This window comes from Butyricicoccus sp. AM32-19, from assembly GCF_003480365.1.
Lineage (GTDB): Bacteria > Bacillota > Clostridia > Oscillospirales > Butyricicoccaceae > Agathobaculum > Agathobaculum butyriciproducens.
Genome location: NZ_QUIX01000001.1, coordinates 59,603 through 85,039 on the forward strand (window position 1 = coordinate 59,603; position 25,437 = coordinate 85,039).

23 protein-coding genes are annotated in these 25,437 nt (G+C 55.9%); 16 read left to right on the forward strand and 7 right to left on the reverse strand.

All coding sequences use genetic code 11. The annotated features are described in order from the left end of the window. Positions 1 to 351 precede the first annotated feature (351 nt). The 8 genes from rsxC to DW806_RS00275 all read left to right on the forward strand — a co-directional run bounded on the left by rsxC (position 352) and on the right by DW806_RS00275 (position 8,050). Complete coding sequence (rsxC, locus tag DW806_RS00240) at positions 352 to 1,764, forward strand: electron transport complex subunit RsxC (RefSeq protein ID WP_117750996.1); 1,413 nt, start codon at positions 352 to 354, stop codon at positions 1,762 to 1,764. Between the two features lie 14 nt (positions 1,765 to 1,778). Further along, positions 1,779 to 2,792 (forward strand): RnfABCDGE type electron transport complex subunit D, encoded by a 1,014-nt coding sequence (locus tag DW806_RS00245; RefSeq protein ID WP_110435488.1) that lies wholly within the window; start codon positions 1,779 to 1,781, stop codon positions 2,790 to 2,792. Positions 2,793 to 2,795: 3 nt separating this feature from the next. Continuing rightward, positions 2,796 to 3,404, forward strand: a complete 609-nt coding sequence (locus DW806_RS00250) for an RnfABCDGE type electron transport complex subunit G (RefSeq protein ID WP_118477951.1) — start codon at positions 2,796 to 2,798, stop codon at positions 3,402 to 3,404. Positions 3,405 to 3,419: 15 nt separating this feature from the next. Next, positions 3,420 to 4,043: an electron transport complex subunit RsxE gene (rsxE, locus tag DW806_RS00255; protein WP_118477953.1), complete on the forward strand. Its 624-nt coding sequence runs from the start codon at positions 3,420 to 3,422 to the stop codon at positions 4,041 to 4,043. A 21-nt stretch (positions 4,044 to 4,064) separates the two neighbouring features. After that, positions 4,065 to 4,655, forward strand: coding sequence for an electron transport complex subunit RsxA (rsxA, locus tag DW806_RS00260; protein ID WP_110435485.1), 591 nt, complete (start codon positions 4,065 to 4,067; stop codon positions 4,653 to 4,655). A 21-nt stretch (positions 4,656 to 4,676) separates the two neighbouring features. Beyond that, positions 4,677 to 5,579 carry an RnfABCDGE type electron transport complex subunit B gene (locus DW806_RS00265; protein ID WP_199667369.1) on the forward strand — a complete coding sequence of 301 codons (903 nt, stop codon included), beginning with the start codon at positions 4,677 to 4,679 and terminating at the stop codon, positions 5,577 to 5,579. After that, complete coding sequence (locus tag DW806_RS00270) at positions 5,579 to 5,992, forward strand: Mini-ribonuclease 3 (RefSeq protein WP_110435483.1); 414 nt, start codon at positions 5,579 to 5,581, stop codon at positions 5,990 to 5,992. Before DW806_RS00265 ends, DW806_RS00270 begins: the two co-directional genes overlap by 1 nt. A gap of 849 nt (positions 5,993 to 6,841) precedes the next feature. Next, a complete protein-coding gene (locus DW806_RS00275; RefSeq protein ID WP_118728744.1) occupies positions 6,842 to 8,050 on the forward strand; it encodes a peptidylprolyl isomerase in 1,209 nt (402 codons plus the stop codon). 295 nt (positions 8,051 to 8,345) lie between these two features. On the opposite strand, the gene DW806_RS00285 is transcribed toward DW806_RS00275, so the two are convergent. After that, positions 8,346 to 8,897 (reverse strand): DUF3877 family protein, encoded by a 552-nt coding sequence (locus tag DW806_RS00285; RefSeq protein ID WP_118728746.1) that lies wholly within the window; start codon positions 8,895 to 8,897, stop codon positions 8,346 to 8,348. A gap of 226 nt (positions 8,898 to 9,123) precedes the next feature. On the opposite strand from DW806_RS00285, the gene DW806_RS00290 reads away from it, so the two are divergent. The 5 genes from DW806_RS00290 to DW806_RS00310 all read left to right on the forward strand — a co-directional run bounded on the left by DW806_RS00290 (position 9,124) and on the right by DW806_RS00310 (position 16,345). Beyond that, complete coding sequence (locus tag DW806_RS00290; RefSeq protein ID WP_118728747.1) at positions 9,124 to 10,521, forward strand: alanine/glycine:cation symporter family protein; 1,398 nt, start codon at positions 9,124 to 9,126, stop codon at positions 10,519 to 10,521. 574 nt (positions 10,522 to 11,095) lie between these two features. Continuing rightward, the gene (locus DW806_RS00295; protein WP_118728748.1) at positions 11,096 to 13,018 is read left to right on the forward strand and encodes an NAD(+) synthase; all 1,923 of its coding nucleotides are present in this window, start codon (positions 11,096 to 11,098) and stop codon (positions 13,016 to 13,018) included. A gap of 66 nt (positions 13,019 to 13,084) precedes the next feature. Beyond that, on the forward strand, positions 13,085 to 13,738 hold the full coding sequence (locus DW806_RS00300; RefSeq protein ID WP_118728749.1) for a VanZ family protein: 654 nt from the start codon (positions 13,085 to 13,087) through the stop codon (positions 13,736 to 13,738). A gap of 106 nt (positions 13,739 to 13,844) precedes the next feature. Continuing rightward, complete coding sequence (locus DW806_RS00305) at positions 13,845 to 14,681, forward strand: prephenate dehydrogenase (RefSeq protein ID WP_118728750.1); 837 nt, start codon at positions 13,845 to 13,847, stop codon at positions 14,679 to 14,681. Positions 14,682 to 14,944: 263 nt separating this feature from the next. After that, a complete protein-coding gene (locus DW806_RS00310; protein WP_118728751.1) occupies positions 14,945 to 16,345 on the forward strand; it encodes a uracil-xanthine permease family protein in 1,401 nt (466 codons plus the stop codon). A gap of 226 nt (positions 16,346 to 16,571) precedes the next feature. Here the strand turns inward: DW806_RS00310 and DW806_RS00315 are convergent, their stop codons facing one another. Then, positions 16,572 to 17,252, reverse strand: a complete 681-nt coding sequence (locus DW806_RS00315) for a nucleotidyltransferase family protein (protein WP_243022595.1) — start codon at positions 17,250 to 17,252, stop codon at positions 16,572 to 16,574. Then, positions 17,179 to 17,520 carry a winged helix-turn-helix domain-containing protein gene (locus tag DW806_RS00320; RefSeq protein WP_118360065.1) on the reverse strand — a complete coding sequence of 114 codons (342 nt, stop codon included), beginning with the start codon at positions 17,518 to 17,520 and terminating at the stop codon, positions 17,179 to 17,181. Before DW806_RS00320 ends, DW806_RS00315 begins: the two co-directional genes overlap by 74 nt. Positions 17,521 to 17,658: 138 nt before the next feature. Between DW806_RS00320 and DW806_RS00325 the strand changes: the two genes are divergently transcribed. Genes DW806_RS00325 through DW806_RS00335 form a run of 3 tightly spaced genes read left to right on the forward strand, consistent with a single transcriptional unit; the run spans position 17,659 to position 21,200 of the window. Next, complete coding sequence (locus DW806_RS00325; protein WP_118728753.1) at positions 17,659 to 18,423, forward strand: FAD binding domain-containing protein; 765 nt, start codon at positions 17,659 to 17,661, stop codon at positions 18,421 to 18,423. A gap of 12 nt (positions 18,424 to 18,435) precedes the next feature. Then, positions 18,436 to 18,909 (forward strand): (2Fe-2S)-binding protein, encoded by a 474-nt coding sequence (locus tag DW806_RS00330; protein WP_118360063.1) that lies wholly within the window; start codon positions 18,436 to 18,438, stop codon positions 18,907 to 18,909. After that, positions 18,906 to 21,200, forward strand: coding sequence for a xanthine dehydrogenase family protein molybdopterin-binding subunit (locus DW806_RS00335; protein WP_118728754.1), 2,295 nt, complete (start codon positions 18,906 to 18,908; stop codon positions 21,198 to 21,200). The genes DW806_RS00330 and DW806_RS00335 overlap by 4 nt, the downstream gene beginning before the upstream one ends. A 156-nt stretch (positions 21,201 to 21,356) precedes the next feature. Here DW806_RS00335 and DW806_RS00340 read toward each other — a convergent pair whose 3' ends face one another. From DW806_RS00340 to potA, 4 genes are read right to left on the reverse strand one after another with little or no spacing between them, the layout of a single operon-like run. Further along, positions 21,357 to 22,394, reverse strand: coding sequence for an ABC transporter substrate-binding protein (locus DW806_RS00340; RefSeq protein ID WP_118728755.1), 1,038 nt, complete (start codon positions 22,392 to 22,394; stop codon positions 21,357 to 21,359). Next, a complete protein-coding gene (locus DW806_RS00345) occupies positions 22,391 to 23,200 on the reverse strand; it encodes an ABC transporter permease (RefSeq protein ID WP_243022596.1) in 810 nt (269 codons plus the stop codon). The genes DW806_RS00340 and DW806_RS00345 overlap by 4 nt, the downstream gene beginning before the upstream one ends. Beyond that, a complete protein-coding gene (locus DW806_RS00350) occupies positions 23,197 to 24,048 on the reverse strand; it encodes an ABC transporter permease (protein ID WP_243022597.1) in 852 nt (283 codons plus the stop codon). The genes DW806_RS00345 and DW806_RS00350 overlap by 4 nt, the downstream gene beginning before the upstream one ends. Further along, entirely contained in the window at positions 24,045 to 25,097 is a 1,053-nt protein-coding gene (potA, locus tag DW806_RS00355) for a spermidine/putrescine ABC transporter ATP-binding protein (RefSeq protein ID WP_118728756.1), read from the reverse strand. The genes DW806_RS00350 and potA overlap by 4 nt, the downstream gene beginning before the upstream one ends. Between the last annotated feature and the right edge of the window lie 340 nt (positions 25,098 to 25,437).

Below are 25,437 nucleotides of genomic sequence, written 5' to 3' on the forward strand. Positions count from 1 at the left end.
AAATGTGCACAAAAGGCAGAGGGCAAAACTTCGCATTTTGCGCGCATTTCAGCCGGTTTTGCGAAAAATGCAAGCCGGAAAGAGAATGCCTGCATCCGTCTAAACTGACCGAACCCGAGCGTTATTCACAAAGAAAAAGCGGATAAAAATGATAGACTTAACAAGATGTACAAAGTTTCCCTGTATTTTATTCGATTTTTTTTTGCTTTTGGTCTTGCCAATACTGTACAAAAACCAGTATAATCTATACTGTAAGGCTATGCTCCACGCATAGCCAGCCAATTTCTGAAGAAGAGGAAGCCGGGCGTGCGTCCGGTTCTTCTTGCGCAAAATATTAGAGAGGTGAAAGAAATGGCGTATTCGTTCCGTGGCGGCATACACCCGGGTACTCACGCAGACCCGGGCTATAAATCCGCGACAAACACCAAGCCGATCGAGAAGCTGGCATTGCCCGATGAGGTAATCCTGCCGGTTTCCATGCACATCGGCGCACCGGCAAAGCCGATCGTTTCGGTTGGCGACACCGTGGACCTGGGACAGCCTATCGCGGAAGCCGGTGGCTTTGTCAGCGCTCCTGTCCATGCTACCGTTTCCGGCAAGGTAAAGGCAATCGAGCCTCGCCTGCATCCGAACGGCAGCAAGGTTCTGTCCATCGTAATTGAAAATGATGGCGAGGACCGCAAGCACGAGTCCGTGCATCCCTACGACTTCGCTTCCATGAGCAATGAGGAGCGTATCGAGTGCATCCGTTCTGCCGGTATTGTCGGCCATGGCGGTGCAACCTTCCCGACCCATGTCAAGATCCAGTCCGGTATCGGCAAGTGCGACACGGTCATCATCAACGCTGCAGAGTGTGAGCCGTACATCACGTCCGACCATCGCCTGCTGCTCGAGCGTCCGGAAGAGACCATCGGCGGCCTGAAGATGCTGGCCGACATCATGGGCGTACAGACCGCAATCATTGCGATCGAGGAAAACAAGAAGGATACCTTCGCCAAGATCGAGGAGTTGATCGCGGACGATTCCCGCCTCAAGCTGTATCCGCTGACCTGCAAGTACCCGCAGGGCGCTGAGAAGCAGCTGATCAATGCCTGCACCGGCCGTGAAGTTCCGTCCGGCAAGCTGCCGGCAGACGCCGGCTGCGCGGTATTCAACGTAGATACCGCAGGTGCGGTTTACCGCCGCTTCACCACCGGTATGCCGGTCATCCGCCGTATCGTTACCATCTCCGGTTCCGCTGTTGCCGAGCCGAAGAACCTCGAAGCACGCATCGGCACCCCGATCGAAAAGCTGATCGATGCCTGCGGCGGCTTCAAGGAAGCTCCGAACAAGCTCCTTGCCGGTGGCCCGATGATGGGCAACGCCCAGTTCTCTCTGGATGCCCCGGTTGTCAAGGGCACCAACGCATTCCTCGCCTTTGCAGGCAATGAGGATAAGCGCGTTAAGGATCCCCAGTGTATCCGCTGCGGCAAGTGCATCAACGCCTGCCCGATGCACCTCCTGCCGATCTACATGAATGTATACGGCAAGCAGGAGGATCTGGACAACGCCGTTGACTGCGGCATGATGGACTGCATCGAGTGCGGCTCCTGCGCTTACGTCTGCCCGGCTCGTATCCCGCTGGTTGCACAGTTCCGTCTGACCAAGGGCAAGATCCAGGCAAAGCGTGCTGCAGAGCGCGCCAAGGCTGAGGCTGAGAAGAAAAAGGCCGAGGCGGAGGCTGCTGCAAAGGCAGAGGCTGAAAAGCCCGCAGAGAACAAGTAAGGAGGAAAACGAAAATGGCTTATGATCTTAGCAAAGTAGTCGTAACCTCCTCGCCGCATATCAAGGCGGATGATGACACCCGGAGCCTTATGCTCGATGTGCTCATCGCACTTGTTCCGGCACTGGCGGTTGCAGTTTACACCTTCGGCGCTCGTGCGCTGATCCATGTTGTTATCGCAATGGTGGCAAGCCTTGTGTTTGAGACCATTTACAACAAAATCGTTCATCACCCGAACACCGTAGGCGACCTGTCCTGCCTGGTTACGGGTGTACTTATCGCATTCAACATTCCGGTTGCAGCTCCGCTGTGGCTGAGCGCTTTCGGTGCCCTGTTCGGCATCATCGTTGTTAAGATGCTGTTCGGCGGCATCGGCAAGAACTTTATGAACCCGGCACTCGGTGCCCGTGCGTTCATGATGGCATCCTGGGCCGGTTTCATGACCACCTGGACTGCTCCGCATGCAAACCTGCCGCTGTTCGGCAACGTAACCGTTACCGACGCGATTTCCACCGCAACTCCGCTGGCTACCCTCAAGACCGGTGCTGTACCGGCTGACACCGGCCTGCTGGAGATGCTGCTCGGTCAGACCGGCGGCGTTATCGGCGAGACCTCCGCGCTGGCTCTGCTGGCAGGCGGCGTTTACCTGCTGTGGCGCAAGGTTATCACCATCAACATTCCGGCAGCTTACATCCTTACTGTTGCTGTCATCACCTTCCTGTTCCCGCTGTCCGGCGATGTTTCCCGCGTACAGTGGATGCTCAGCCAGGTACTGTCCGGCGGCCTGATGCTCGGCGCAATCTTCATGGCTACCGACTACGTTACCAGCCCGGTTACCCCGAAGGGCCAGATCATCTTCGGCGTTGGCTGCGGTCTGCTGACGGTATTCATCCGCTACTTCGGCGGTCTGCCGGAGGGCGTATCCTACTCCATCCTGATCATGAACACGCTGGTTTGGGCAATCGACAAGAAGACCCATCCGCGCAAGTTCGGCTATCAGCTTGACAAGGCTAAGAAGGAGGCGCAGTAAATCATGGATAACAGCAAAAAGGAAGGCGGCATCGTACAGCTTGTCGTCGTACTGGGCCTCATCACGTTCATCTGTGCACTGCTGCTGGGCGTTATCAACGGTGTAACCGCGGATAAGATCACCCAGAACGGTATCGAAACCCGCAACGCAGCAATGGCAGAGATCATCCCGGACGCTGATTTCGAGGATCTCGGCACCGCACTGTCCGCTGAGGACGTTGCAGCCGCTGGCGTAACCCTGCCGGCAGGCCGTACCGCTGCTCAGATCGACGGCGTTTACAAGGCAACCAAGGACGGCGAAGAGATCGGCTACTGCGTACAGGTAGAGCCGAAGGGCTTCGGCGGCAACCTGACGATGATCGTCGGCATCAATGCGGACGGCACCGTTGCAGGCGCAAAGGTAACCTCTCACGCTGAGACCCCGGGCCTCGGTGCGAAGAGCCAGGCAGACCCGAACTGGATCACCCAGTTTGCAGGTCAGACTGCTGACGGTCAGCTCAAGGTGACCAAGGACGGCGGCACGATCAATGCGATCACCGGCGCTACCATCACCTCCCGTGCTGTAACCGACGGCGTTAATACTGCGGCAGCATATGTCGCTACTCTGGGTTAAGGAGGAAAAGCCACTATGAAATTTTCTGAACAGCTGAAATCGGGCGTTATCCTCGATAACCCGGTTTTCATGCAGACGATCGGTCTTTGCCCGACGCTGGCAACCACCACTTCTCTGCAGAATGCGATCGGCATGGGCGCGGCGGCTACCGTCGTTCTCATCTGCTCCAATATCGTTATTTCCGCGATGCGCAGAATTATCCCGGATAAGATCCGTATCGCAGCATTCATCACGATCATCGCAACCTTCGTAACCATGATCGACCTGTCCATGCAGGCATTCCTGCCGTCGCTGGCATCGTCCCTTGGTCTGTTCCTGCCGCTGATCGTAGTAAACTGCATCATCCTCGGCCGTGCCGAGGCGTATGCTTCCAAGAACAAGGTTCTGCCGTCCGCACTCGACGGTGTTGTAATGGGCCTAGGCTTCACCTTCGCTCTGGTACTCATGGGCTTCTTCCGTGAGCTGCTCGGCGCAGGCACCATCCTGTCCGGTTACGTTAACGGCGTTAACGGCATCGCAGTTCCGTTCTTCAACTCCAACCCGATGGTCATGATGATCCTGCCGGCCGGCGGCTTCCTCATGATGGGCTTCATCCTGGCTGCGATCCAGAAGATCATGGCTCGAAAGGAGGACAAGTAAGTGTTTAATTTACCTGCCTCTATGGGTTTGACCGATATCCTGTCGCTCGCAATCGCGGCAATCTTGGTCAACAACTACATTCTCGTTCAGTTCCTCGGCTGCTGCTCGTTCTTCGGCGTATCCAAGAAGACCGACACCGCGCTCGGCATGGGCATGGCGGTTATCTTCGTTATGGCGATCGCTTCCGCAGCATCCTGGGCTGTACAGTACTTCATTCTCGAACCCCTGGGTCTGGGTTATATGCAGACCATCGCGTTCATTCTCGTAATTGCAACGCTGGTTCAGTTCGTCGAGATGTTCATGAAGAAGGCTATGCCGTCGCTGTACTCTGCGCTCGGTATCTTCCTGCCGCTGATCACCACCAACTGTGCGGTGCTTGGCGCAGCTAAGACCAACATTTCCAACAGCTATTCTTTCATCGGCTCTCTGGTATACGGCGTTGCAGCCGGTGTCGGCTACACGCTGGCAATCGTGCTGTTCGCTTCCATCCGTGAGCGTCTGGACGCTACTTCCAAGTGCCCGAAGTGCTTTGAAGGCTTCCCGATCTCGCTGGTTGCAGCAGCGCTGCTGGCTATGTCCTTCATGGGCTTCTCCGGCCTGTCGATTTGGTAAGGGAGGACACAAGAAATGGATATGCAAAATGTTATTTATGCGGTAGCGGTACTGTTCATCATGGGTATCGTTTTCGCAATCCTGCTCGGCGTTGCCGCTAAGGTTTTCGCTGTAGAGGTTGACGAGCGCATCCCGCTGGTACGCGAGTGCCTGCCGGGCGCTAACTGCGGCGGCTGCGGTTTTCCGGGCTGTGATGGTCTGGCTGCTGCAATCGTAGAGGGCCGTGCGCCGGTAAACGGCTGCCCGGTCGGCGGTGCTGCTGCGGCTGAGAAGGTCGCCAAGGTACTCGGCGTTGAGGTTGCTGCCGGCGACCGTCAGGTTGCACACGTTTACTGCAACGGCGGCTGCAACGCAAAGGATAAGGCAAACTACGAGGGTCTGCAGGACTGTAACGCTGCAATGCGTGTAGCAAGCGGCCCGAAGGCTTGCTCCTTTGGCTGCATGGGCCTCGGCTCCTGCGTAAAGGCCTGTGCGTTTGACGCAATCCACATCGTGGACGGCGTTGCAAAGGTTGATACCGACAAGTGTGTTGCCTGCGGCAAGTGTGTTTCCACCTGCCCGAAGAAGATCATTAACCTGGTATCCGAGGTCAAGAAGGTTCACGTTAACTGCGTGAACAAGGACAAGGGCCCGGAAGTTATGAAGGTTTGCTCCAACGGCTGTATCGGCTGTAAGATGTGCGAGAAGACCTGTAAGTTCGATGCAATTCACGTAGTAGACGGCGTTGCCAAGATCGACTACGACAAGTGCAAGAACTGCAAGATGTGCACCAAGGTTTGCCCGAAGGGCTGCATCGAGCCGGTTCCGACCGAGGAAGAGAAGGCCAAGTTCAAGGAAATGCAGGCTAAGCAGGCTGCTGCTGCCAAGGCTAAGGCTGAGGCTGCAAAGCAGGCCGCTGAAGCAAAGGCTGCTGAGGACAAGTAATGACCGATCATCTGCACCCTGTGCTGGATGACGCTGCGATCGCCCGCATGACGAGTCTTGCACTCGCCCATGTGGGCGACGCTGTTTATGAGATACTCGTGCGCACGCATCTGGCGTGCGGCGGCACTCAGACCGCGAAAAACCTGCACAGCCGTACGATCCAGCTCGTTCGTGCGTCCGCGCAGGCGGAAGCGGTAAAGCGCATTCAGCCTATGCTCGATGAAGACGAGCAGACCGTTCTGCGTCACGGACGCAACGCAAAGCCGAAATCCGTGCCGAAGTCGGCCTCCGTGGCAGAGTATGCCTACGCGACCGCACTCGAGGCGCTGTTCGGCTGGCTGTACCTCAAGGGACGCTATGAGCGTATTAATGAGCTGTTTGAGGTTATCTGTCAAGGGTTTGACGCGAAATGAGCAAAGAGAACCGCGGAAGCGGTTCTCTGAGGCTGTCGAAAAACTATCGTTTTCCGAGCAGCCTCTCGCTCGAAACCATGCTTTCGAGCGAAACCGAAGAAAAACCGCGCCCTGCGGGCACATTTTTTCTTCCCTTGTATAAATTCCGAGATACATGCTCCCGGAATTTATGAATTTGCTGCGCAAATTCTACTTTATGCGTGCTGCCGCACGAATCCGAAAGAGTTGAATGCGGCTTTTTCGACAGACTGAGAGAACCGCGGAAGCGGTTCTCTTTTTGTTTGCAGTAATTGAGAATGGAAAATGGAGAATTGACCAGATGGTTTTCATTCTCCATTTTTGCATTTTACGGGTGTTTTTTCGTTAGAAAAGGTGCGCCGAGTCGGCGCACCCTACGGTATAACATTTATCATCAGATGAAATTCGCAGGTGCTGTCTGTAGCTGCCAGGCCAATGAGTTGCGCGACACGGGTATCCCCCAGGGGACCTTCTCTTGCCTTTCGGGCAATTCACCTCGTGTCGCGCCTGCGGAGAGTAAACCGCCTGTGTAGCAGTAAGCTATCTGTGAACCGCGAATATTTCACGAAAGATACGCAAGAGTAACCCGACTGCCGTTCTCCTTCTCGAAGCGGTCGCCGGTCTCCGGTCTGCGCCGGGTTAAGAAACAAAGGGAAACGGGAGTCAAGAGGGTAGAAACCGCAGGTGTCTACCCTTTTGCCCCCGCGGCGTGGTACGCCGTCCCCAGCGGGCAGCGAAATTTGTGATGTTTCTGTGTTTTCGCTTGTGCCTGTTCCGAAATAGTGTTATACTGATAGCGTTCGTAAAATACAGAAAAGGGAGCATAGTAATATGAGCAAGTTAGTGCAGCGCATCGTTGCGCTGGTCGTTATGCTGGCTGTCGTTATGAGCGCAACCGCATACGGCGCATCCACCTTTGTGGTGGATTATCAGGAGCTGAAAAGCGATGCACCGGTCGTTATGACGGTCAACGGTGAGGAAATCCACGCAGATGAGTATGCAAGCTATATGATGAGCCAGATCATCAATTATCAGCAGATGTACGCTATGTACGGTCTCTCGGAGAAGAATATGGCATCTACATTCGGCGATGCCGCAAAGGAGTCCGCAAAGCAGCAGGTCGCTCTGATCCATATCGTTAAGCAGAAGATGGATGAGCTGGGCCTGTCCCTGTCGTACAGCCAGAAGAAGAACATTGTTACGGCAAACAAGCAGAATGCGGAGCAGCTCGGCGGCGAGGACGCTTATCTGCAGCGCCTGGCTTCGATCGGCTTTGACATGGACAACTACAATAACTACCAGTATGTCAGCGCATGCGCACAGGTGCTGAAGGATTACTACTTCGGCGAGAACGGCGTAAGTGTTCCGAGCGATGACGAGCTGCAGAAGTATTTCGATGACAACTACATCACTGCAAAGCACATCCTCATTCTGACTACGAATCCGTCCACCGGCGAGACCACCCGCACCGATGAGGAAGCAAAGAAGGAAGCACAGGCTGTTCTGGATCGCCTGAACAACGGCGAGGACTTTGACGCGCTGCTGACCGAGAAGAACGAGGATGCAGGCGAAGCACAGTATGCCAAGGGCTATACCTTCACCGAGGGTCAGATGGTAGACGAGTTCTACAACGCTGCCAAGGCGCTGCAGGAAGGCGAAGTTTCCGGCCTGGTTAAGAGCAAGTACGGCTACCATATCATCAAGCGCTGCGAGCTGAATCAGGATGAGTTCGAGAACATGCGCGATTCCATCATTGCGGCTGTTGCTTCCGAAAAGGGCACTGCCGGCTCGATCGACGAGATGATGCAGCAGTGGATCGACGAGGCTGACATCCAGACCACCGATGCTTACGACAAGATCACCTATGATAACACCAAGGACTATCTGCCGGCTGACGTGCAGACTGTTCTGAACAGCGATACATCGGATGATGACGGTAATGCGCAGACTGAGGACGCGCAGAGCGAAGACCAGTCCGCGACCGACAGCCAGTCCTCGACGGACGAGACCCAGACGGCTACTACCGAGTCCGCTCAGTAAAACCGCAAAACAGAAAGGACGCTCAAGGAGCGTCCTTTGTCTGTCAATAAAGTCCGTTTTCACGATGCTGACGCTGCTGCGCGGCAGCGCGCATGAAATAATATTTGCGAAGCAAATATATCAAAACCGGGGCGTGTACCTCGGTTTTGATACTTTAAGCGGGAGAAAGTTTCCGCATGGGAACTTTCGGACGACCGTGTTTTGCGAAGTCAAAACACAGATTGTCGGAAAAACTGTAGTTTTTCGACAGTCTCAGGACACTCAAGGAGCGTCCTTTTTCATGTCTGCGTGAGGTTTAGAAGCCAAACGCCGCATAATCCTCTGGCGTAAAGCGGTGATAGACGGCATCACCGTCATCATCCAGCTTGATGCAGTAGCGGTAGCTGTCCGGTGTGCCGTCCTCGAAGTACACGAGGTAGTCAAACTCCTCGTTGCCCTCGAGCTTCTCACAGTGCACCTTGTCGGAAAACTGATGGAACACCGCAAGAATATCGTCAAAGCTGACCGTCAGACCGCGCATTACCTGCAGAAATGCACGCAGAAACGCGGGTTCCGGCAGCTGTTCATGCACATACTGTGTGCCTTCTGCGGAAATGTGGAAGCAGAAGCGCTTGTCATCGCGGATGACTTGGATTGCGCCGAGCGTGCCGGCGGTGTGCGCGGAAAGGGAAGCGAGCGCACGCTCGGTGTTGTCCGCGTCCTCCTCCGGTGTGCCGAGCAGACGCGCCACGGATTCCGTGGGATAATACAGCGTGATCGGGTGGTGGTCGTAGCCAATCTTGAGCTGTGCTTCCTGGATGACGTCGGTCAGGCTCTTTTCCAGCCGTTTATAATTCACAGAGTTCATAGGGAACACCTCGATAGTTTTTGATTCTATACGATTATAGCATACGATAGGAGAACGCGCAATATCCCGTCAAATGTCGGAAAAGTGTCGAATACGCACGAATATGCTTGCATATTTCCGGAAAATTCGATATAATATAAGCCTGCGACGCTTATCCGAACAAAAATGGCGGGTAAGCGCCTTCTCTTGTCCGAAAGAGAAGAAAAGTGAGGAAGGAATCGGATACATGGAAGTATTTGTTGCATTAATGAACAAAATCGACAGCTGGATCTGGGGGCTGCCCATGCTGGTGCTGCTGTGCGGTACGCATATTTTTATGACGTTCCGCACGGGCTTCATCCAGCGCAAAACCTTCACTGGCATTCGCTTGTCGGTGACAAAGGACCCGGATTCGCCGGGTGACGTCAGTCAGTTTCAGGCGCTGACGACTGCACTCGCATCGACCATCGGCACGGGCAACATCATCGGTGTCGGCACGGCCATCTATCTCGGCGGACCGGGTGCTGTGCTGTGGTGCTGGCTGACCGGCGTGTTCGGCATTGCCACAAAGTACGCGGAGAGCCTGATCGCGGTCAAGTACCGCGTGCAGACCGCGGACGGCCGCATGATGGGCGGTGCGATGTACGCGCTTGAGCGCGGCCTCAAGTGGAAGAAGTTCGGCAAGGTGATGGCGGTGCTGTTTGCGCTGTTCGCTATGCTCGCCTCGTTCGGCATCGGCTGCGGCACGCAGATCAACGCGATTGCCGAGGTACTGGAGACCAACCTTCCCATCAGCCTGCCGCGTATCGCAATCGGCATTATTTTCGGCATTATCACCGCGATTATCATTATTGGCGGCATTGAATCCATCGCAGTTGTGTGCGAAAAACTGGTGCCGCTGATGGCCCTGTTCTATGTGGTCGGCTGCATCGTTATTCTATGCGCCAACTACGATTTTCTGCTGCCGGCTCTCAAGGCCATTTTCGTGCTGGCGTTCAAGCCGGGCGCGGTGACCGGCGGACTGGTCGGCGGCGGTATCCGTCTGGCGCTGCAGTACGGCGTGGCACGCGGCCTGTTCTCGAATGAGTCCGGTATGGGCTCGGCGCCGCTGGTTGCCAGCGCGGCGCAGACGCGCAATCCGGTGCGGCAGGCGCTCGTTTCCGCGACCGGCACCTTCTGGACGACGGTTGTCGTATGCCTGATGACCGGTCTGGTGCTTGTCTCCTCGATGATGAAAAATCCGGCGGTCAATGCGGAAAATATGGCAAACGGCGGTCAGATGACCACCGCAGCATTCGCACAGATTCCGTATATCGGTCCGCTGATTTTGATGGTCAGCATCATTACGTTCGCGTACTCCACCATCCTCGGATGGTCGTACTACGGCGAGCGTGCCGCCGAGTATCTGCTCGGCAAAAAGGCGATTCTGCCGTATAAGGTGCTGTTTATCGCGGTCGTTGTGTGTGCCCCCGTGCTTGCGCTCGACCTTGTGTGGACCATTGCGGACGTACTCAATGCCTTCATGGCCATCCCGAACCTGATCGCTGTGCTGCTGCTCTCCGGCGTGATCGCGGCAGAGACAAAGCATTATCTGAAGCATCTGGATGAAAAGGATGAGTCCGAGATTCCGGTTGTCGATCGGTAAGTCATTGAAAATGGAGAATGAAATCATTTCATTCTCCATTTTTTCGTTTTGCGATTCGTTTTCGCCCACCATATGTACGAATGAATAACATGGACAAATGCAATTCGCAGGTGCCGTCCGTAATATCCAGATAAACGAGTTGCGCGACACGGGTATGTCGCACTTGCGTGGAGTAGCCGATATGTGTAGCAGAATGGTATCTGACACTGCGTATAGGTAGAGAAATGGGCGCACACTGTGCGCCCCTACGGTAGAAAAGCTCCTCTGCCGTTCCCCGTTTCGAAGCGGTCGCCGGTCTCTGGTCTGCGTCAGATTAAAAAATAAAGGGAAACGGGAGTCAAGAGGGTAGAAACCGTAGGTGTCTACCCTTTTGCCCCCACGCCGTGGGTACGGCGAACTCCCGCCGCCCGCAGGCGGTAACTCTTCGCTCGGAAACAACATACCGCTTGCGCGCTTCGCGTACCCAGTCTTGTGGGTGCACAAGTTTTCTTCTGAGGGCATTTCCCTTGCGTAAACGCGCAAAAAGAGGTATACTAACTCTATCTGGACTATCCCACTGGAAGGAGCATCACCGATGCGAGATGGATTTATCAAAATTGCCGCAGCAACGCCTGATCTGCACGCTGCGGACTGTGCATATAATACCTCTGAGATCGTAAAGCTGGCGAAGGAGGCCGCTGCCAAAGGCGCGAAGCTCATCACATTCCCCGAGCTGTGCCTGACCGGCTATACCTGCGGCGACCTGTTCCTGCAGGAAACGCTGCTCGAGGGCGCACTGGAGGCGCTGAACACGGTCTGCCGCGAGACCGCAGAGCTTGCGGCTGTCATCGTAGTCGGTCTGCCGCTGCGCGTGCGCGGTAAGCTGTACAATATGGCTGCTGTCGTAAACGCCGGTGACGTGCTGGCGTTCGTGCCGAAAACCCATCTTCCGAACTACTCCGAGTTCTACGAGCAGCGCCATTTCGTATCGGCAGATGCGTTGGGTTCGATCGAGAGCGTAACGCTTACTGATACAGCCGGTGAGCCGCGCTATGTACCGATTGTGACCGACAGCATTTTTCAGTGCGATGAGCAGCCGCTGTTCACCTTCGGCGTGGAGATTTGCGAGGATCTGTGGGTGCCGAATCCGCCGTCTACTACGCTGGCGCAGATGGGCGCGCACATTATCGTCAACCTGTCCGCATCGGATGAGATCATCGGCAAGGCGGGCTATCGCCGCGACCTTGTTCGTCAGCAGTCCGGACGACTGCTGTGCGCGTACCTGTATGCGGACGCCGGCTTCGGCGAGTCCACGCAGGACCTTGTTTTCGCGGGTCACGACCTTATCGCGGAGAACGGTGCGCTGCTGGCTGAGAGCAAGATGTTCTCGCAGGGCATCATTTACGCGGATATCGACCTCCAGCGTCTGGCGCACGAGCGTCAGCGCATGAACACATTCGAGTCTATCGAGGGCAGCGTGTTCTCGTTCTCGCTCGAGCCGGTGGAAAACGACCTTGCCGACCGCACGTTCCCGCGCACGCCGTTCGTTCCGGCGAACAAGGCGCTCCGCGATGAACGCTGCGAGGAGATTCTCACGCTTCAGGCAACCGGTCTGGCGACCCGTCTGCGCCATACGCACGCGAAAACGGCGGTTGTCGGTCTGTCCGGCGGCCTGGATTCCACACTCGCGCTCATCGTGCTCGTACATGCGTTTGATATGCTCGAACTCGACCGCAAGGGCATTCTGGCCGTCACGATGCCGTGCTTCGGCACGACCGCCCGCACCAAGGGCAACGCAGAAAAACTGGCGGAAGCCTACGGCGTTACGCTCAAGACCGTGGATATCAAGGCGGCGGTCGATCAGCATTTCATGGACATCGGTCAGTCCAAGGACGATCTTTCCGTTACCTTTGAAAACGGTCAGGCCCGCATGCGCACGCTGGTGCTGATGAACCTCGCCAACAAGAACGGCGGCATGGTTGTCGGTACGGGCGACCTGTCCGAGCTGGCGCTCGGCTGGGCGACCTACAACGGCGACCACATGAGCATGTACGGCGTGAACGGCTCTATCCCGAAAACGCTGGTGCGCTACCTTGTTGCCTATGAGGCCGATCGCACCCTCGGGGAGCTGTCCGACGTGCTGCAGGATGTGCTCGATACCCCGGTATCACCTGAGCTGCTGCCGCCTAAGGACGGCGAAATCAGCCAGAAGACCGAGGATCTGGTCGGCCCGTACGAGCTGCACGACTTTTTCCTGTATTACATGCTGCGTTTCGGCTATCCGCCGCGCAAGATCTTCCGTGCCGCACACAAGACCTTCGAGGGCGTGTACGATGACGCGACCATCAAGAAGTGGCTGACGACCTTTATGCGCCGCTTCTTTACGCAGCAGTTCAAGCGCTCCTGCCTGCCGGATGGCCCGAAGGTCGGCACCGTAACGCTTTCGCCGCGCGGCGACTGGCGTATGCCGTCGGACGCAGTATCCGCGCTGTGGCTCAGAGAAGCGGAGAGCCTGTAACAGAATTTTTGACATAGGGCGGGTACTCCCGCCCTATGATATTCCAATACAAAGGAGAATCTCCTTTTGAAGAATTTAATTCGCGGCATAGCGGTACTGCTGACAGCGGTATTTCTGTGCTTCAACATCTATTATGAGTTAGCACCCGGAATCACCGTTGCACCCGAGCAGAAATTCATGTTTGCAGCGATTTTTGCGGTGCTTTTGCGTGCTGCGCTGTTCTGCGGCGTGCCGGACAATACGCGTCCGACACGGCGGCGGCTGTACATGCTGGTGCTGTTTCTGTACTACATATGGGTGCTGCTGAATGTGCTGTTTTTCGATAACGCATTCGGCCGCGGATTTGGTCATACCTCGCTCGATATGGTAAATCTGGAGCCGCTCCGCACGGTGAAAAATTACCTGCTGGCCTACGGCTACGGCAATATCTCGCTGCGGCTTGTGGTACTCAATCTGGCAGGCAATTTGATTGCGTTTGCGCCGATGGGCGTATTTCTGCCCGCACTGTTCCGCTGGCAGAGAAGCATTTTCTTTTTCACGGCGTCGCTCACGCTGAGCATCACGGCGGTGGAAGTGCTGCAGGTGTACACCGGAACGGGCTCGTGCGATGTGGATGATCTTATCCTCAATCTGGCAGGTGCGCTGCTTGTGTTCGTTATCTGCCGGATTACGCCGTTGTGGCACCGGATTTGCAGTGTCAATCCAAGACCGAAGAAATGATGAAATGACAACCGGCTGCAAAGGCAGTCGGTTTTTCATTGACAAACCCTGTCTGCCGTTATAAACTTTAACTGAATAAAAAACAAAAGACAGGGGGAACCCATTCATGTTTGATACCGTACTCATCGCCGGTCTGGGCCTGATGGGCGGCTCGATGGCGAAAACCATCAAGGCGCGCACGCTCAGCCGCGTTTTGGGCTGGAACCGCACGCGTGCAACTGCAGAGCAGGCACTGGCTGACGGCTCGATTGACGCGATTGCGACCGAAGCGCTGTACAAGGAGGCTGACCTTGTTATCATCGGTCTGTACCCGCAGGCAACGGTAGACTGGCTGCTCGAGAACATGCCGAAGATGAAAAAGGGCTGCGTGATCGTGGATATGGTCGGCGTCAAGCAGTTTATGGTCGATCGTCTGGAGCAGGCGGCGCTCGACGCCGGTGTGCACTACGTCGGAGGCCATCCGATGGCGGGCCGTGAGTTCTCCGGTCTGGATTTTGCCCTGTCGACCCTGTTTGACGGTGCGAGCATGATCTTTGTGCCGACAAAGAGCAGCACCGAGCGTGTGCTTGAGCAGCTGGAAGCGTACTTCATGTCGCTCGGCTTCGGTCAGACCGTGCGCTGCACGGCGCAGCAGCATGATCACATGATCGCGTTTACCTCGCAGCTGGCGCATGTGGTTTCCTCGGCGTACATCAAAAGTCCGGAGGCGGACAAGCACAACGGCTATTCGGCGGGCAGCTACAAGGATCTGACGCGTGTTGCCAAGCTGAATGAGACCATGTGGAGCGAGCTGTTCCTGTGCAACGCAGAGCCGCTCGCGGAGGAGATTGATGAGGTCATCAAGCACCTTGACGAATACCGCAAGGCCATCCGAGCAGGAGACCGCGAGGAACTGACCATTCTGCTGAGAGACGGACGTGAGCGCAAGGAAAGACTGGGTTAATCAGAAATTCGAAACGATACGAAAAGGGACAATGCCTGTGTGCGTTGTTCCTTTCCTTTTGCGCGGATTCGGGAAATTGTTAAGGAAACAGGTCGCAGAACGTAAATTTTTGCGCATACCTCCAAAATCCTGCGGCTGTCCGCGCAATCCATTTACATAGGAATTTGTTTTTGTTATAATTTATTTGCATGAAATCAGAAAGTGTTTTGCTAAGGGGAATGAATGGCACGGCACTTTACAGGACAACACAAAGGAGTGTGGGTATGCAAGAGAAAATTTCTATGGACGCAGCGCACGATTTTGAGGCAAAAATGCCTTTGTCGCGCAAGATTCCGCTGGGACTGCAGCACGTTTTTGCGATGTTCGTCGGCAATCTGACGCCGCTGCTCATCATCATGGGTGCGTGCGGCATTGCAGGCGGCGAGTTCGCGGACCTGCAGGTAAGCGTTCTGCAGAACGCGATGTTCGTGGCCGGCGTGGTAACGCTGGTGCAGCTGTTTTCCATCGGCCCGATCGGCGGCAAGGTGCCGATCATCATGGGTACAAGTTCGGGCTTTATCGGCGTGTTCAACAGCGTTGCGGCTACCATGGGCGGCGGTGTGATTGCGTATGGCGCGATTATGGGTGCGTCCATTCTCGGCGGCCTGTTTGAGACGGTACTTGGCTTTTTCCTCAAGCCGCTGCGCAAATTCTTTCCGGCGGTCGTTACCGGCACGGTCGTGCTGAGTATCGGTCTGTCGCTGATCTCGGTCGGCATCAATTCCTTCGGCGGCGGCAACTCTGCGAAGGATTTCGGCTCGATGGAAAATCTGCTGCTGGCGCTGTTCGTGCTGGTGGTTATTCTGGTCGTCAAGCACGGCTGCAAGGGCTTTCTTGGCTCGTCTGCGATTTTTGTGGGCATTATTGGAGGCTACATTGCGGCAATCATCATGGGTCTGGTTCTGCCGACCACCGCAGTTGACGCGGACGGTATAGAATTCACCAAGGCATGGGTACTCAACTGGGACAAGGTAGCACAGGCCAGCTGGTTTGCCATCCCGAAGCTGATGCCGGTAAAGCCGGTGTTTGATCTGCGTGCCATCCTGCCGGTACTGGTTATGTTTATTGTTACCGCAGTCGAGACCGTCGGCGATATTTCGGGCGTTATGGAAGGCGGCATGGGCCGTGAGGCAACCGACAAGGAGCTGTCCGGCGGTGTAGCCTGCGACGGTATCGGCTCGTCGTTTGCGGCGCTGTTCGGCGTACTGCCGAACACCTCGTTCAGCCAGAACGTAGGCCTTGTTACCATGACCAAGGTTGTCAACCGCGGTGCACTGTCCGTCGGCGCAATCTTCCTCATTTTGTGCGGCCTGATTCCGAAGCTGGGCGCGATCGTGTCCATTATGCCGCAGTCCGTGCTCGGCGGTGCGGCTGTTATGATGTTCTCGTCCATTGTTATCAGCGGTATCCAGCTGATCACCAAGGAGGAGATGACGCCGCGCAACCTGACCATAGTGTCGGTTGCTCTGGGTGTCGGCTACGGCATGGGTGCCAATATGACCATTCTGGCACAGGCGCCGCAGGCGGTTCAGCTGATTTTCGGCGGTTCCGGTATTGTACCGGCAGCGTTTGTTGCGATTCTGCTCAATATCGTGCTCCCGAAGGATAAGAAAACCGAAGCATAATGCAAAACCCCGGAAAGAAGTTCTTTCCGGGGTTTTTAATTGCGAATGGAGAATTGAGGATGGAAAATGATTGTAACGGTCAACCATTCGCCATTCCGATTGAGAGAGGCGTAAAATGATACTGCAGGGTGCGACGACCTCGGCGCACCGTGTAAACCGACTGCACAAACGTAACCGTAGGGGCGCACAAGGTACGCCCATGTAACGCCACATCAAATGGTTGGCATTACTGATAAAATGAATCGTTTTGAAAAATCATTTTTAATTTTGCGAGAACGTCCGGCGTATCCGCGTCCATCAATTCCGCCGGATGCTTTACGGGAAACAGCGCAACCTGTTCTGCATGCCGTTTGACAACTACGCCGCCGCCCCTGCCCTCGGGAAGAGAACGCAGTTCCTCAAAATAATCTGCGCCGAACAGCACGGGACTGCCCGGCGTACCGCTTTGCGGTTCGCACAGGCGAAAAATCCGTGATCGTTTCCTCGGTTGCGCACAGAACGCCGACACCATACCGCAGAGCGTTTTCCTCGTCAGCAGCGGCTGATCGCCCGGCAGAAACACGCAGCCGGACATGGCCGGAAACCGCGGCAGCAGGTACTCCAGTCCCAGCCGCACGGTGTCGCTGCGAAAGGGAAGGGCATGATGCAGGACAGGAATGCCGCATTCTTCACACAATGTCTGCACCTCGGTCGAGCGGGTAACGACCACGCGGTGCAACCCCTCTGTCACGGCAAACGCACGGCAGAGCAGTGGTTTTCGGTCAAATTCGGCGAGCAGCTTGTTGGAGCCAAACCGTTTTGCCAGTCCGGATGCCATGATCACACATCCGATTTCACTTTTCGTCGGGGAAAAACTGCGGGTAGAGCTGTTTTCCTGCTTGTTTGCAGGCGTCACGATACTGCTCATAGCGATAGAGAAACTCCTTTGCTTCATCGGTGAGTACGCTGCCGCCGCCGCCTTTGCCGCCGATTTTGCGCTCGGTGAGCGCAAAACCGAGCACCTGCTCGGCATGACGGACGAGTCCGAGCGCCTTGGTGTATGCCATCTGCATGGACTGCGCGGCAGCGCGAAGCGATCCGGTCTGCTCGATGGCATGCAGCAGGCGGCACGGTCCCTCACCGAAAAAGCGTTCGCCGTTCTCATCGAACAGCATCACGCGGATATTTGGCTGCATAGCGGCTCCTTTCCCACAACTTTTTCTTTTCCGTTGTATTTTGATATTCACAACGGCATTATAGCAGATTTTGTGGTAAAATAAAAGTAGTATACTGAAAAGATAACACATTCCCCTGAAAGAGAGAGGATATAACGTATGTTGACGATACGGGAATACAAAAAAGCCGAGTCGCTCGAGGAAGCGTATGCGCTCAACCAGAAAAAGTCCAACCGCGTGATCGGCGGCATGATCTGGCTCAAAATGGAGACGCTGAATGTCGGCACGGCAATCGACCTGTCCGGTCTGGGATTGGACACCATCGAGGAGACCGACACCGAGTTCCGGATCGGTGCAATGGCCTCGCTGCGCGCGCTGGAGCTGCACGAAGGACTGGCAGCCTACACGAACGGTGCGATGCGCGAGTCTGTGCGCCATATTGTCGGCGTGCAGCTGCGCAATCTGGCGACCGTCGGCGGCAGCCTGTACAGCCGATTCGGCTTTTCTGATGTGCTGACCATGTTCCTCGTGCTGGACGCACAGGTAGAGCTGTACAAGGGCGGCATTGTGCCGCTTTCCGAGTACGCCGAAAGACCCAAGGACCGCGATATTCTGGTGCGCATTATCGTGCCCAAGAAAAATGCGAAATTCAACTACCAGTCTGTGCGCATCAGCCAGACCGATATTCCGGTGCTGACCTGTGCGTCCGTCAAGGACGAAAACGGCTACCGGTTCGCCATCGGTGCCCGTCCGGCACGCGCACAGATTTATGCACAGCCTGTGGATAGAACGGCAGAGCAGATGGCGGAAGTTGTTCGGGCGGAAATTAAGACCGGCAGCAGTCTGCGCGGCAGTGCGGAATATCGCAGACACCTCGCGGGTGTGCTGGTGCGCCGCGCGGCACACGCGCTCGATGCAGAGTAAGGGGGAACGGATATGCTGATCACAATGACATTGAATGGAAAGAAAGTAGCAGACGATGTGGCGGCGGACACGCTGCTCATCGACTTTGTGCGGGGGCATGGCTGCCTGAGCGTCAAGCGCGGCTGTGAGACTGCGAACTGCGGTCTGTGCACCGTATTTATGGACGAAAAGCCGGTGCTGTCCTGCTCGGTGCTGGCAGCGCGTGCAAGCGGACATACGATCACGACCTTGGAGGGCTTGCAGGGCGAAGCCGCCGAATTCGGCGCGTTCATCGCGGATCAGGGTGCGGAGCAGTGCGGCTTCTGCAATCCCGGCTTTATGATGAACGCGATCGCGCTGTTCCGCGAAAAGCAGGACCCGACCGATGAGGAGATCAAGGAATATCTGGCAGGCAATCTGTGCCGCTGCTCGGGGTATGAGGGACAGCTGCGCGGTATCCGTGCCTATCTCGACTGGAAAAAGCAGAGAGAGGAGGACGCACAGTGAAGGTAGTCAATCAGCCGCTCCGTAAAAAGGATGCAATGCAGCTTGTGACCGGTCAGCCGGTGTATGTGGACGATGTAACGCCGCGCGACTGCCTGTGCGTCAAGCTGCTGCGCTCGCCGCACGCGAACGCCATCGTCAAGTCTATCAACAAGACCGCCGCGATGAAAGTCCCCGGCATGGAGGCCATCTTCACCTGGGAGGACGTCGATCAGGACGGCCGCCGCTATACACAGGCCGGTCAGACTTATCCGGAGGCCAGTCCGTATGACCGCCTTGTTATCGACCGTCATGTGCGCTTTGTCGGTGATGTGGTTGCCATCCTTGCCGGTGCGGACGAAAAATGCGTGGATAAGGCGATGAAGCTGGTCAAGGTGGAGTACGAGGTGCTCGAACCGGTGCTCGATTTCCACACGGCAAAGGACAATCCGGTGCTCGTGCATCCGGAGGACAACTGGGAGAGCCTTGCACCGGTCGGCGCGGACAACAGGCGCAACCTGTGTGCGCATGACGAGTGCGGCAACGGCGATATTGACGAGGTCCTCGCGGACTGCGATGTTGTTATCGACCGCGTGTACCACACGCAGGCATGTCAGCAGGCGATGATGGAAACCTTCCGCACCTACTGCGAGATCGACACCTACGGCCGTCTGCACATCATCAGCTCGACCCAGATCGTGTTCCATACCCGCCGTATTGTGGCGAACGCACTGCATATTCCGAAAAGCAAGGTGCGCGTCACCAAGCCGCGTATCGGCGGCGGCTTCGGCGCCAAGCAGACCGCAGTCAGCGCGGTGTATCCGGCGTTTGTCACCTGGATGACAAAGAAGCCGTCCAAGATCATCTTCAGCCGCGTGGAGAGCCAGATTGCCTCCTCGCCGCGCCACGAGATGGAAATGCACGTCCGTCTGGGCGCAAACAAGGACGGCATCGTGCGCGGCATCGACCTGCACACGCTGTCCAACACCGGCGCGTACGGTGAGCACGGCCCGACAACGGTCGGTCTGTCCGGTCATAAGTCGATTCCGCTGTACGGCAAGGCCGAGGCGTTCCGCTTTACGAGTGACGTTGTGTATACCAATCACATGTCGGCGGGCGCGTACCGCGGCTACGGCGCGACGCAGGGCCTGTTCGCGGTGGAGAGCGCGGTAAACGAGCTGGCGAACATCCTCGGCATGGACCCATTCAAAATCCGTGAGATGAATATTACGCATGAGGGCGAGATCATGCCCGCGTACTACGGTCAGATGAACACAAGCTGTGCGCTCGACCGCTGTCTGGCGCGCGTGCACGACATGATCGACTGGGATAACAAGTATCCGTGCCGGGACATGGGAAACGGCAAGATTCGTGCGGTCGGCATGGGCATGGCGATGCAGGGCTCGGGCATCACGAGCATGGATGTCGGCAGTGCGACGCTCAAGGTCAACGATGAGGGCTTTTACACGCTGCTCATCGGCGCGGCTGACATGGGCACCGGCTGTGATACCACGCTTGCGCAGATTGCGGCAGAGGTGCTTGAGTGTCCGCTTGACAACATCACCACGCTGAGTGCGGACACCGACTGGTCGCCGTATGATTCCGGCTCGTATGCATCGAGCACGACCTACGTCACCGGCAAGGCGACCGAGAAGTGCGCGCTTGAGCTGCGCGGCAAAATCTGTGCGCTCGGCGCAAAGCTGCTCGGCTGCGACAAGGCGCAGGTCAGCTTCGACGGCAGGGAAGTCCGCGTAGAGGAAGGCGAAAATGCAGGCAAGACCATTAGCCTGAGTGATATTGCGACGGCTTCCATGAACGGCAACAGCATCGAGCTGCAGGCAACGGTTACGCATTCGTCCGAGATTTCGCCTCCGCCGTATATGGTCGGTGCGGCTGAAATCGAGGTGGATACCGAAACTGGCGAGGTAACCCTGCTGGATTACGCTGCGGCAGTGGACTGCGGTACGCCCATCAACCCGAACCTGACGCGCGTGCAGGCCGAGGGCGGCATTGCGCAGGGCATCGGCATGACGCTGACTGAGAGCGTTACCTATGATGACCGCGGCTATCCGATGGAGAATTCGCTTTTCCAGTATAAGATTCCTGCACGCGTGGATATCGGCAAGATCCGCGTGGAATTCGAGAACAGCTACGAGGGCGAAGGCCCGTTCGGCGCAAAATCCATCGGCGAGGTTGTTATCAACACACCGCTGCCGGCGATTTCGGATGCAATCCGAAATGCCGTAGGCAAGCGGTTCTATGAACTTCCCATCACGCCGGAAAAGATTGCGATGGCAGCGATGGAGCAAAAGTAAGTGCAAAAAAGAACGTATCCGATCGGATACGTTCTTTTTCTTTGCCGCAGATGTCAAAATCTGTAGGGCGCGACGACTCGGCGCGCCGTTGTAACGGGTTGCAGATGGTTTACACGGCGTGCCGAGGTCGTCACGCCCTACGGCAAACATATTAAATCACGTTAAAATATCAACCCAAAGGTCGTTGTAATACTGGTTGATTTCCGTCGGCAGATTGGTATACGCCTCGGTCGGATACTGCGTAATATCCGGGAAATACAGCGAGTCGCTGGTGATTTCCTCGTTCAGTTCGTTATAGACCTCAGTCTGCGGACTGGAATAGCCGACATACTCCCAGTTTGCCACCGCTGCCTCGGTCGAGCACATGAAGTTGATGAACTTCTCCGCACCCGAAACGTTCTTCGCGTTCTTCGGGATGCACATGGCATCGACAAACAGGTTGGTACCCTCCTTCGGAACGTAGAATGCGAGGTCGGGATTCTCGTCTATCATGGTGACGGCATCGCCGTTATAGTACGGTGCAGCCACAATTTCCTCACTCGGCAGCTTTTCGAGAATCTGGTCCATCCAGATGCCCTGATATACCGGTTTTCCGGCGATGATAAGGTCAGCCGCCTCGCGCAGCTCGTCCTTGTCGGTGGTGTTAAGCGAATAGCCGAGGTACATCAGCGCAATGCCGAGCGCGTCGCGCGAGTTGTTGAACATCGCGGTGCGGTTGGTGTATTTGGGGTTCCACAGCAAATCCCATGAGCCGATATCCGCTTTATCAACGTACTTGGTGTTGTACACGATGCCGACCACGCCCCAGGTATAGGGCACGGAATACTTCTGCTCCGGATCGAAGTCCAGATGCGTGTATTTCTCGTCAATCAGCTTCATATTCGGAATATGATCGTAGTTGAGCGGCTGGAGCATATCCTCGTTGATAAAGCGCGAAATCGCGTAGTCGGACGGGATAATGACGTCGTAGCTCGTGGTCTGGATGCGCGAATACAGGTTTTCGTTGGAATCAAAGGTGTTGTAGATAACCTTGATGCCGGTTTCCTCTTCGAACCGGTCGATAAGGTCGGTGTCGATGTACTCACCCCAGTTATACACGTTGAGCACCTCTGCTGAGGACGCATTGCCGCATCCGGAGAGCAGGCCGGCGCACATCGCGCCGCACAGCAGCAGGGAAAGCATACGTTTTTTCACGGCTGCATCGCTCCTTTCCGGCGGGCGGCCTCGCGGCGCTTTTCGTCGCGGGACTGACGCACATTGATGACGATGAGCAGCGCCAGCACGATCAAAAACAGAATGGTCGAGATGGCGTTGATCTTCGGTGTCATGCGGTGGCGGGTCATCGAATAGATCACGACCGACAGCGGCTGACTAGTCGTGCCGGCGGTAAAGTAGGACACCACGAAATCGTCGATTGACATGGTGAACGCCATGATAGCACCCGTGACGATGCCCGGCATAATCTCGGGCAGGATGACCTTGCGGAGCGCCTGATGCGGCGTTGCGCCGAGGTCGAGTGCGGCTTCATAGGCGTTTTTATCCAGCTGGCGCAGCTTGGGCATGACGTTGAGAACGACATACGGTGTGCAGAATGTAACATGCGCGAGAATGAGCGTCAGATAGCCCTTGTCCAGACCTATGGCGGCGAACAGCAGCATGAACGTCACGCCCATGATGGTATCCGAGGAGGACATCGGGATGTTGTTGACGGTCAGGTAAGCCGCTTTGGCTCTGCGGCCCATGTTGTGGATGCCGATGGCGGCAATCGTGCCGAGCACGGTTGCAATCGCGGCAGCGGCAACAGCCACGAGCAGCGTGACATACAGTGAATGGAGAATATCCGCATCGCGGAACAGCTCGACATACCAGCGGGTGGTAAAGCCGTTCCACAGGCGGCGCGACTTGGAATCGTTGAACGAGAAGATCATCAGCACAACGATAGGCGCGTACAGGAACAGGAAAATCAGCAGCAGATAGAAGTTTTTGAAAAATTTTTTCACAGCAGCAGACCTCCTTCCTCGGAGGAGCCGTCATCGAACTTGTTCATGATCCACATACAGATGAAGATGAGGATGATCATGACGAGCGCGATTGCCGAGCCGAGGTGCGGGTTGTACGCACCTCCCATGAACTGCAGGTCGATCAGGTCACCGACGAGAAGATTCTTGCCGCTGCCGAGCATCTGCGAAATAACGAAGGTGGAGACAGACGGCACAAATACCATTGTAATGCCGGAAATCACACCGGGAATGCTCAGCGGGAAGATGACGCGGCGGAACACCAGATGGGTCGGCGCGCCGAGGTCCTGCGCGGCTTCGATCAGCTTGCGGTCGAGCTTGATGAGAACGGTATAGATCGGCAGCACCATGAACGGCAGAAAGTTGTACACCATGCCGAGCACGATCGCGCCCTGTGTGTTGATAAGCGGAATATAATCCAGCGAATAGCCGAAATGGCTCTGCAGGAACGAGATAAGTCCGATGGAGCGGAAAAACTGGTTGATGAAGCCGTTGTTCTCCAGAATGGACATCCATGCGTAGGTGCGGAGCAGAAAGTTGATCCACATCGGCAGCATGATGAGCATCATGCAAAGGCTCTGTTTGCTGGCGGACAGGCGGCTCATGAGGTACGCCATCGGGTAGCCGAGCACGAGGCACACCACCGTTGAGAGAAACGCCAGCCAGAACGACCGTCCGAAAATCGGCAGGTAGCCGGGCAGATAGCTGAAATTATGCAGGGTAAAGCCGCCGTCCGCATTGTGGAACGCGTAGACCACGACCATCAGAATCGGGGCAAGAATAAATACGGCGAGCCATACGCCGTAGGGATAGGCAAAGGACTTTTTCACGCTTGCGCCTCCGCACTCTTGTGCATGATGTGGATGTCAAACGGAATGACGGACAGACCGACCGTCTTGCCGACCGACTCCGCCATGGTGGAATGCACCATAAAGGTGAAATACTGGGTACGCACCATCATTTCATAGTGTACGCCCTTGAATACGATCGACTCAACAACGCCCTGCAGCAGACCGTCACCGGCGTAAACGATTTTAAGATCCTCCGGACGGATAACGACATTGACCGGCGTATTCCGGCCGAAGCCCTTGTCCACGCACTCGAAGGTGCGGCCGCAGAACTCGACCTTGCAGTCCTCGAGCATCACGCCGTCAATGATATTGGATTCACCAATGAAATCCGCAACAAAGGCGTTGACCGGCTCGTTGTAGATATCGGTCGGGCTGCCGACCTGTTGGATAACGCCGTGGTTCATAACGACAACGCGGTCACTCATCGTCAGCGCTTCTTCCTGGTCGTGTGTGACGTAGATAAAGGTGATGCCGGTGCGCTGCTGAATACGCTTCAGCTCGATTTGCATGTCCTTGCGCAGCTTGAGGTCGAGGGCACCGAGCGGCTCGTCGAGCAGCAGCACACGCGGCTCGCATACCAGCGCACGCGCGATGGCAACACGCTGCTGCTGACCGCCGGAAAGACTGGTCACATCGCGGTTTTCAAAGCCGCGCAGACCAACCAGTTCGAGCATTTCTGCGGTTTTGCGCTTGATGTCTGCGCGGTCCAGCTTTTTGATGTGCAGACCGAATGCGATATTCTCCGCAACATTCAGGTGCGGGAACAGCGCATAGCGCTGGAATACGGTGTTGATCTCGCGCTGATACGGCGGTACATCGTTCAGGCGCTTGCCGTCGAAGAATACATCGCCGGAATCCGGCTGCTCAAAGCCGCCGATGATGCGCAGTGTGGTCGTTTTGCCGCAGCCGGACGGACCGAGTAGGGTCACAAACTCGCGGCGCTTGATGGACAGCGAAATGCCGCGCAGCACAGGCGTTCCGTCAAATTCTTTTTTCAGGTTTTGCAGATCGACCAGATTTTGATTCAATCCTCATCACTCTCCCCAAACAGGTAGCAGCCCCAAACCGAGCGGGTCAGGCTCGGTTTGGGGTCGCGCTATATCTATATTGTAGCAAACAAATTTTTATCATATAATAATATAGGGAAATGCCGTAAAAGTCAAGGTGATACGCAGATTCTGCTCGCAAAAAGCAGGGAAATTCGAGGGGAGGATGCTCGATTTGGAGGATTTGCCAGCTTTGTTATGTAAAACGTACAAGCTGAAATAGCTTGATTTGTACACTTCGCAAACGGATACTGTTAAATATGCACAAAAAGATGGCGCTTCGATTGGTAAAGGTTCATAAAATATGGCTCTTGTAACAGAG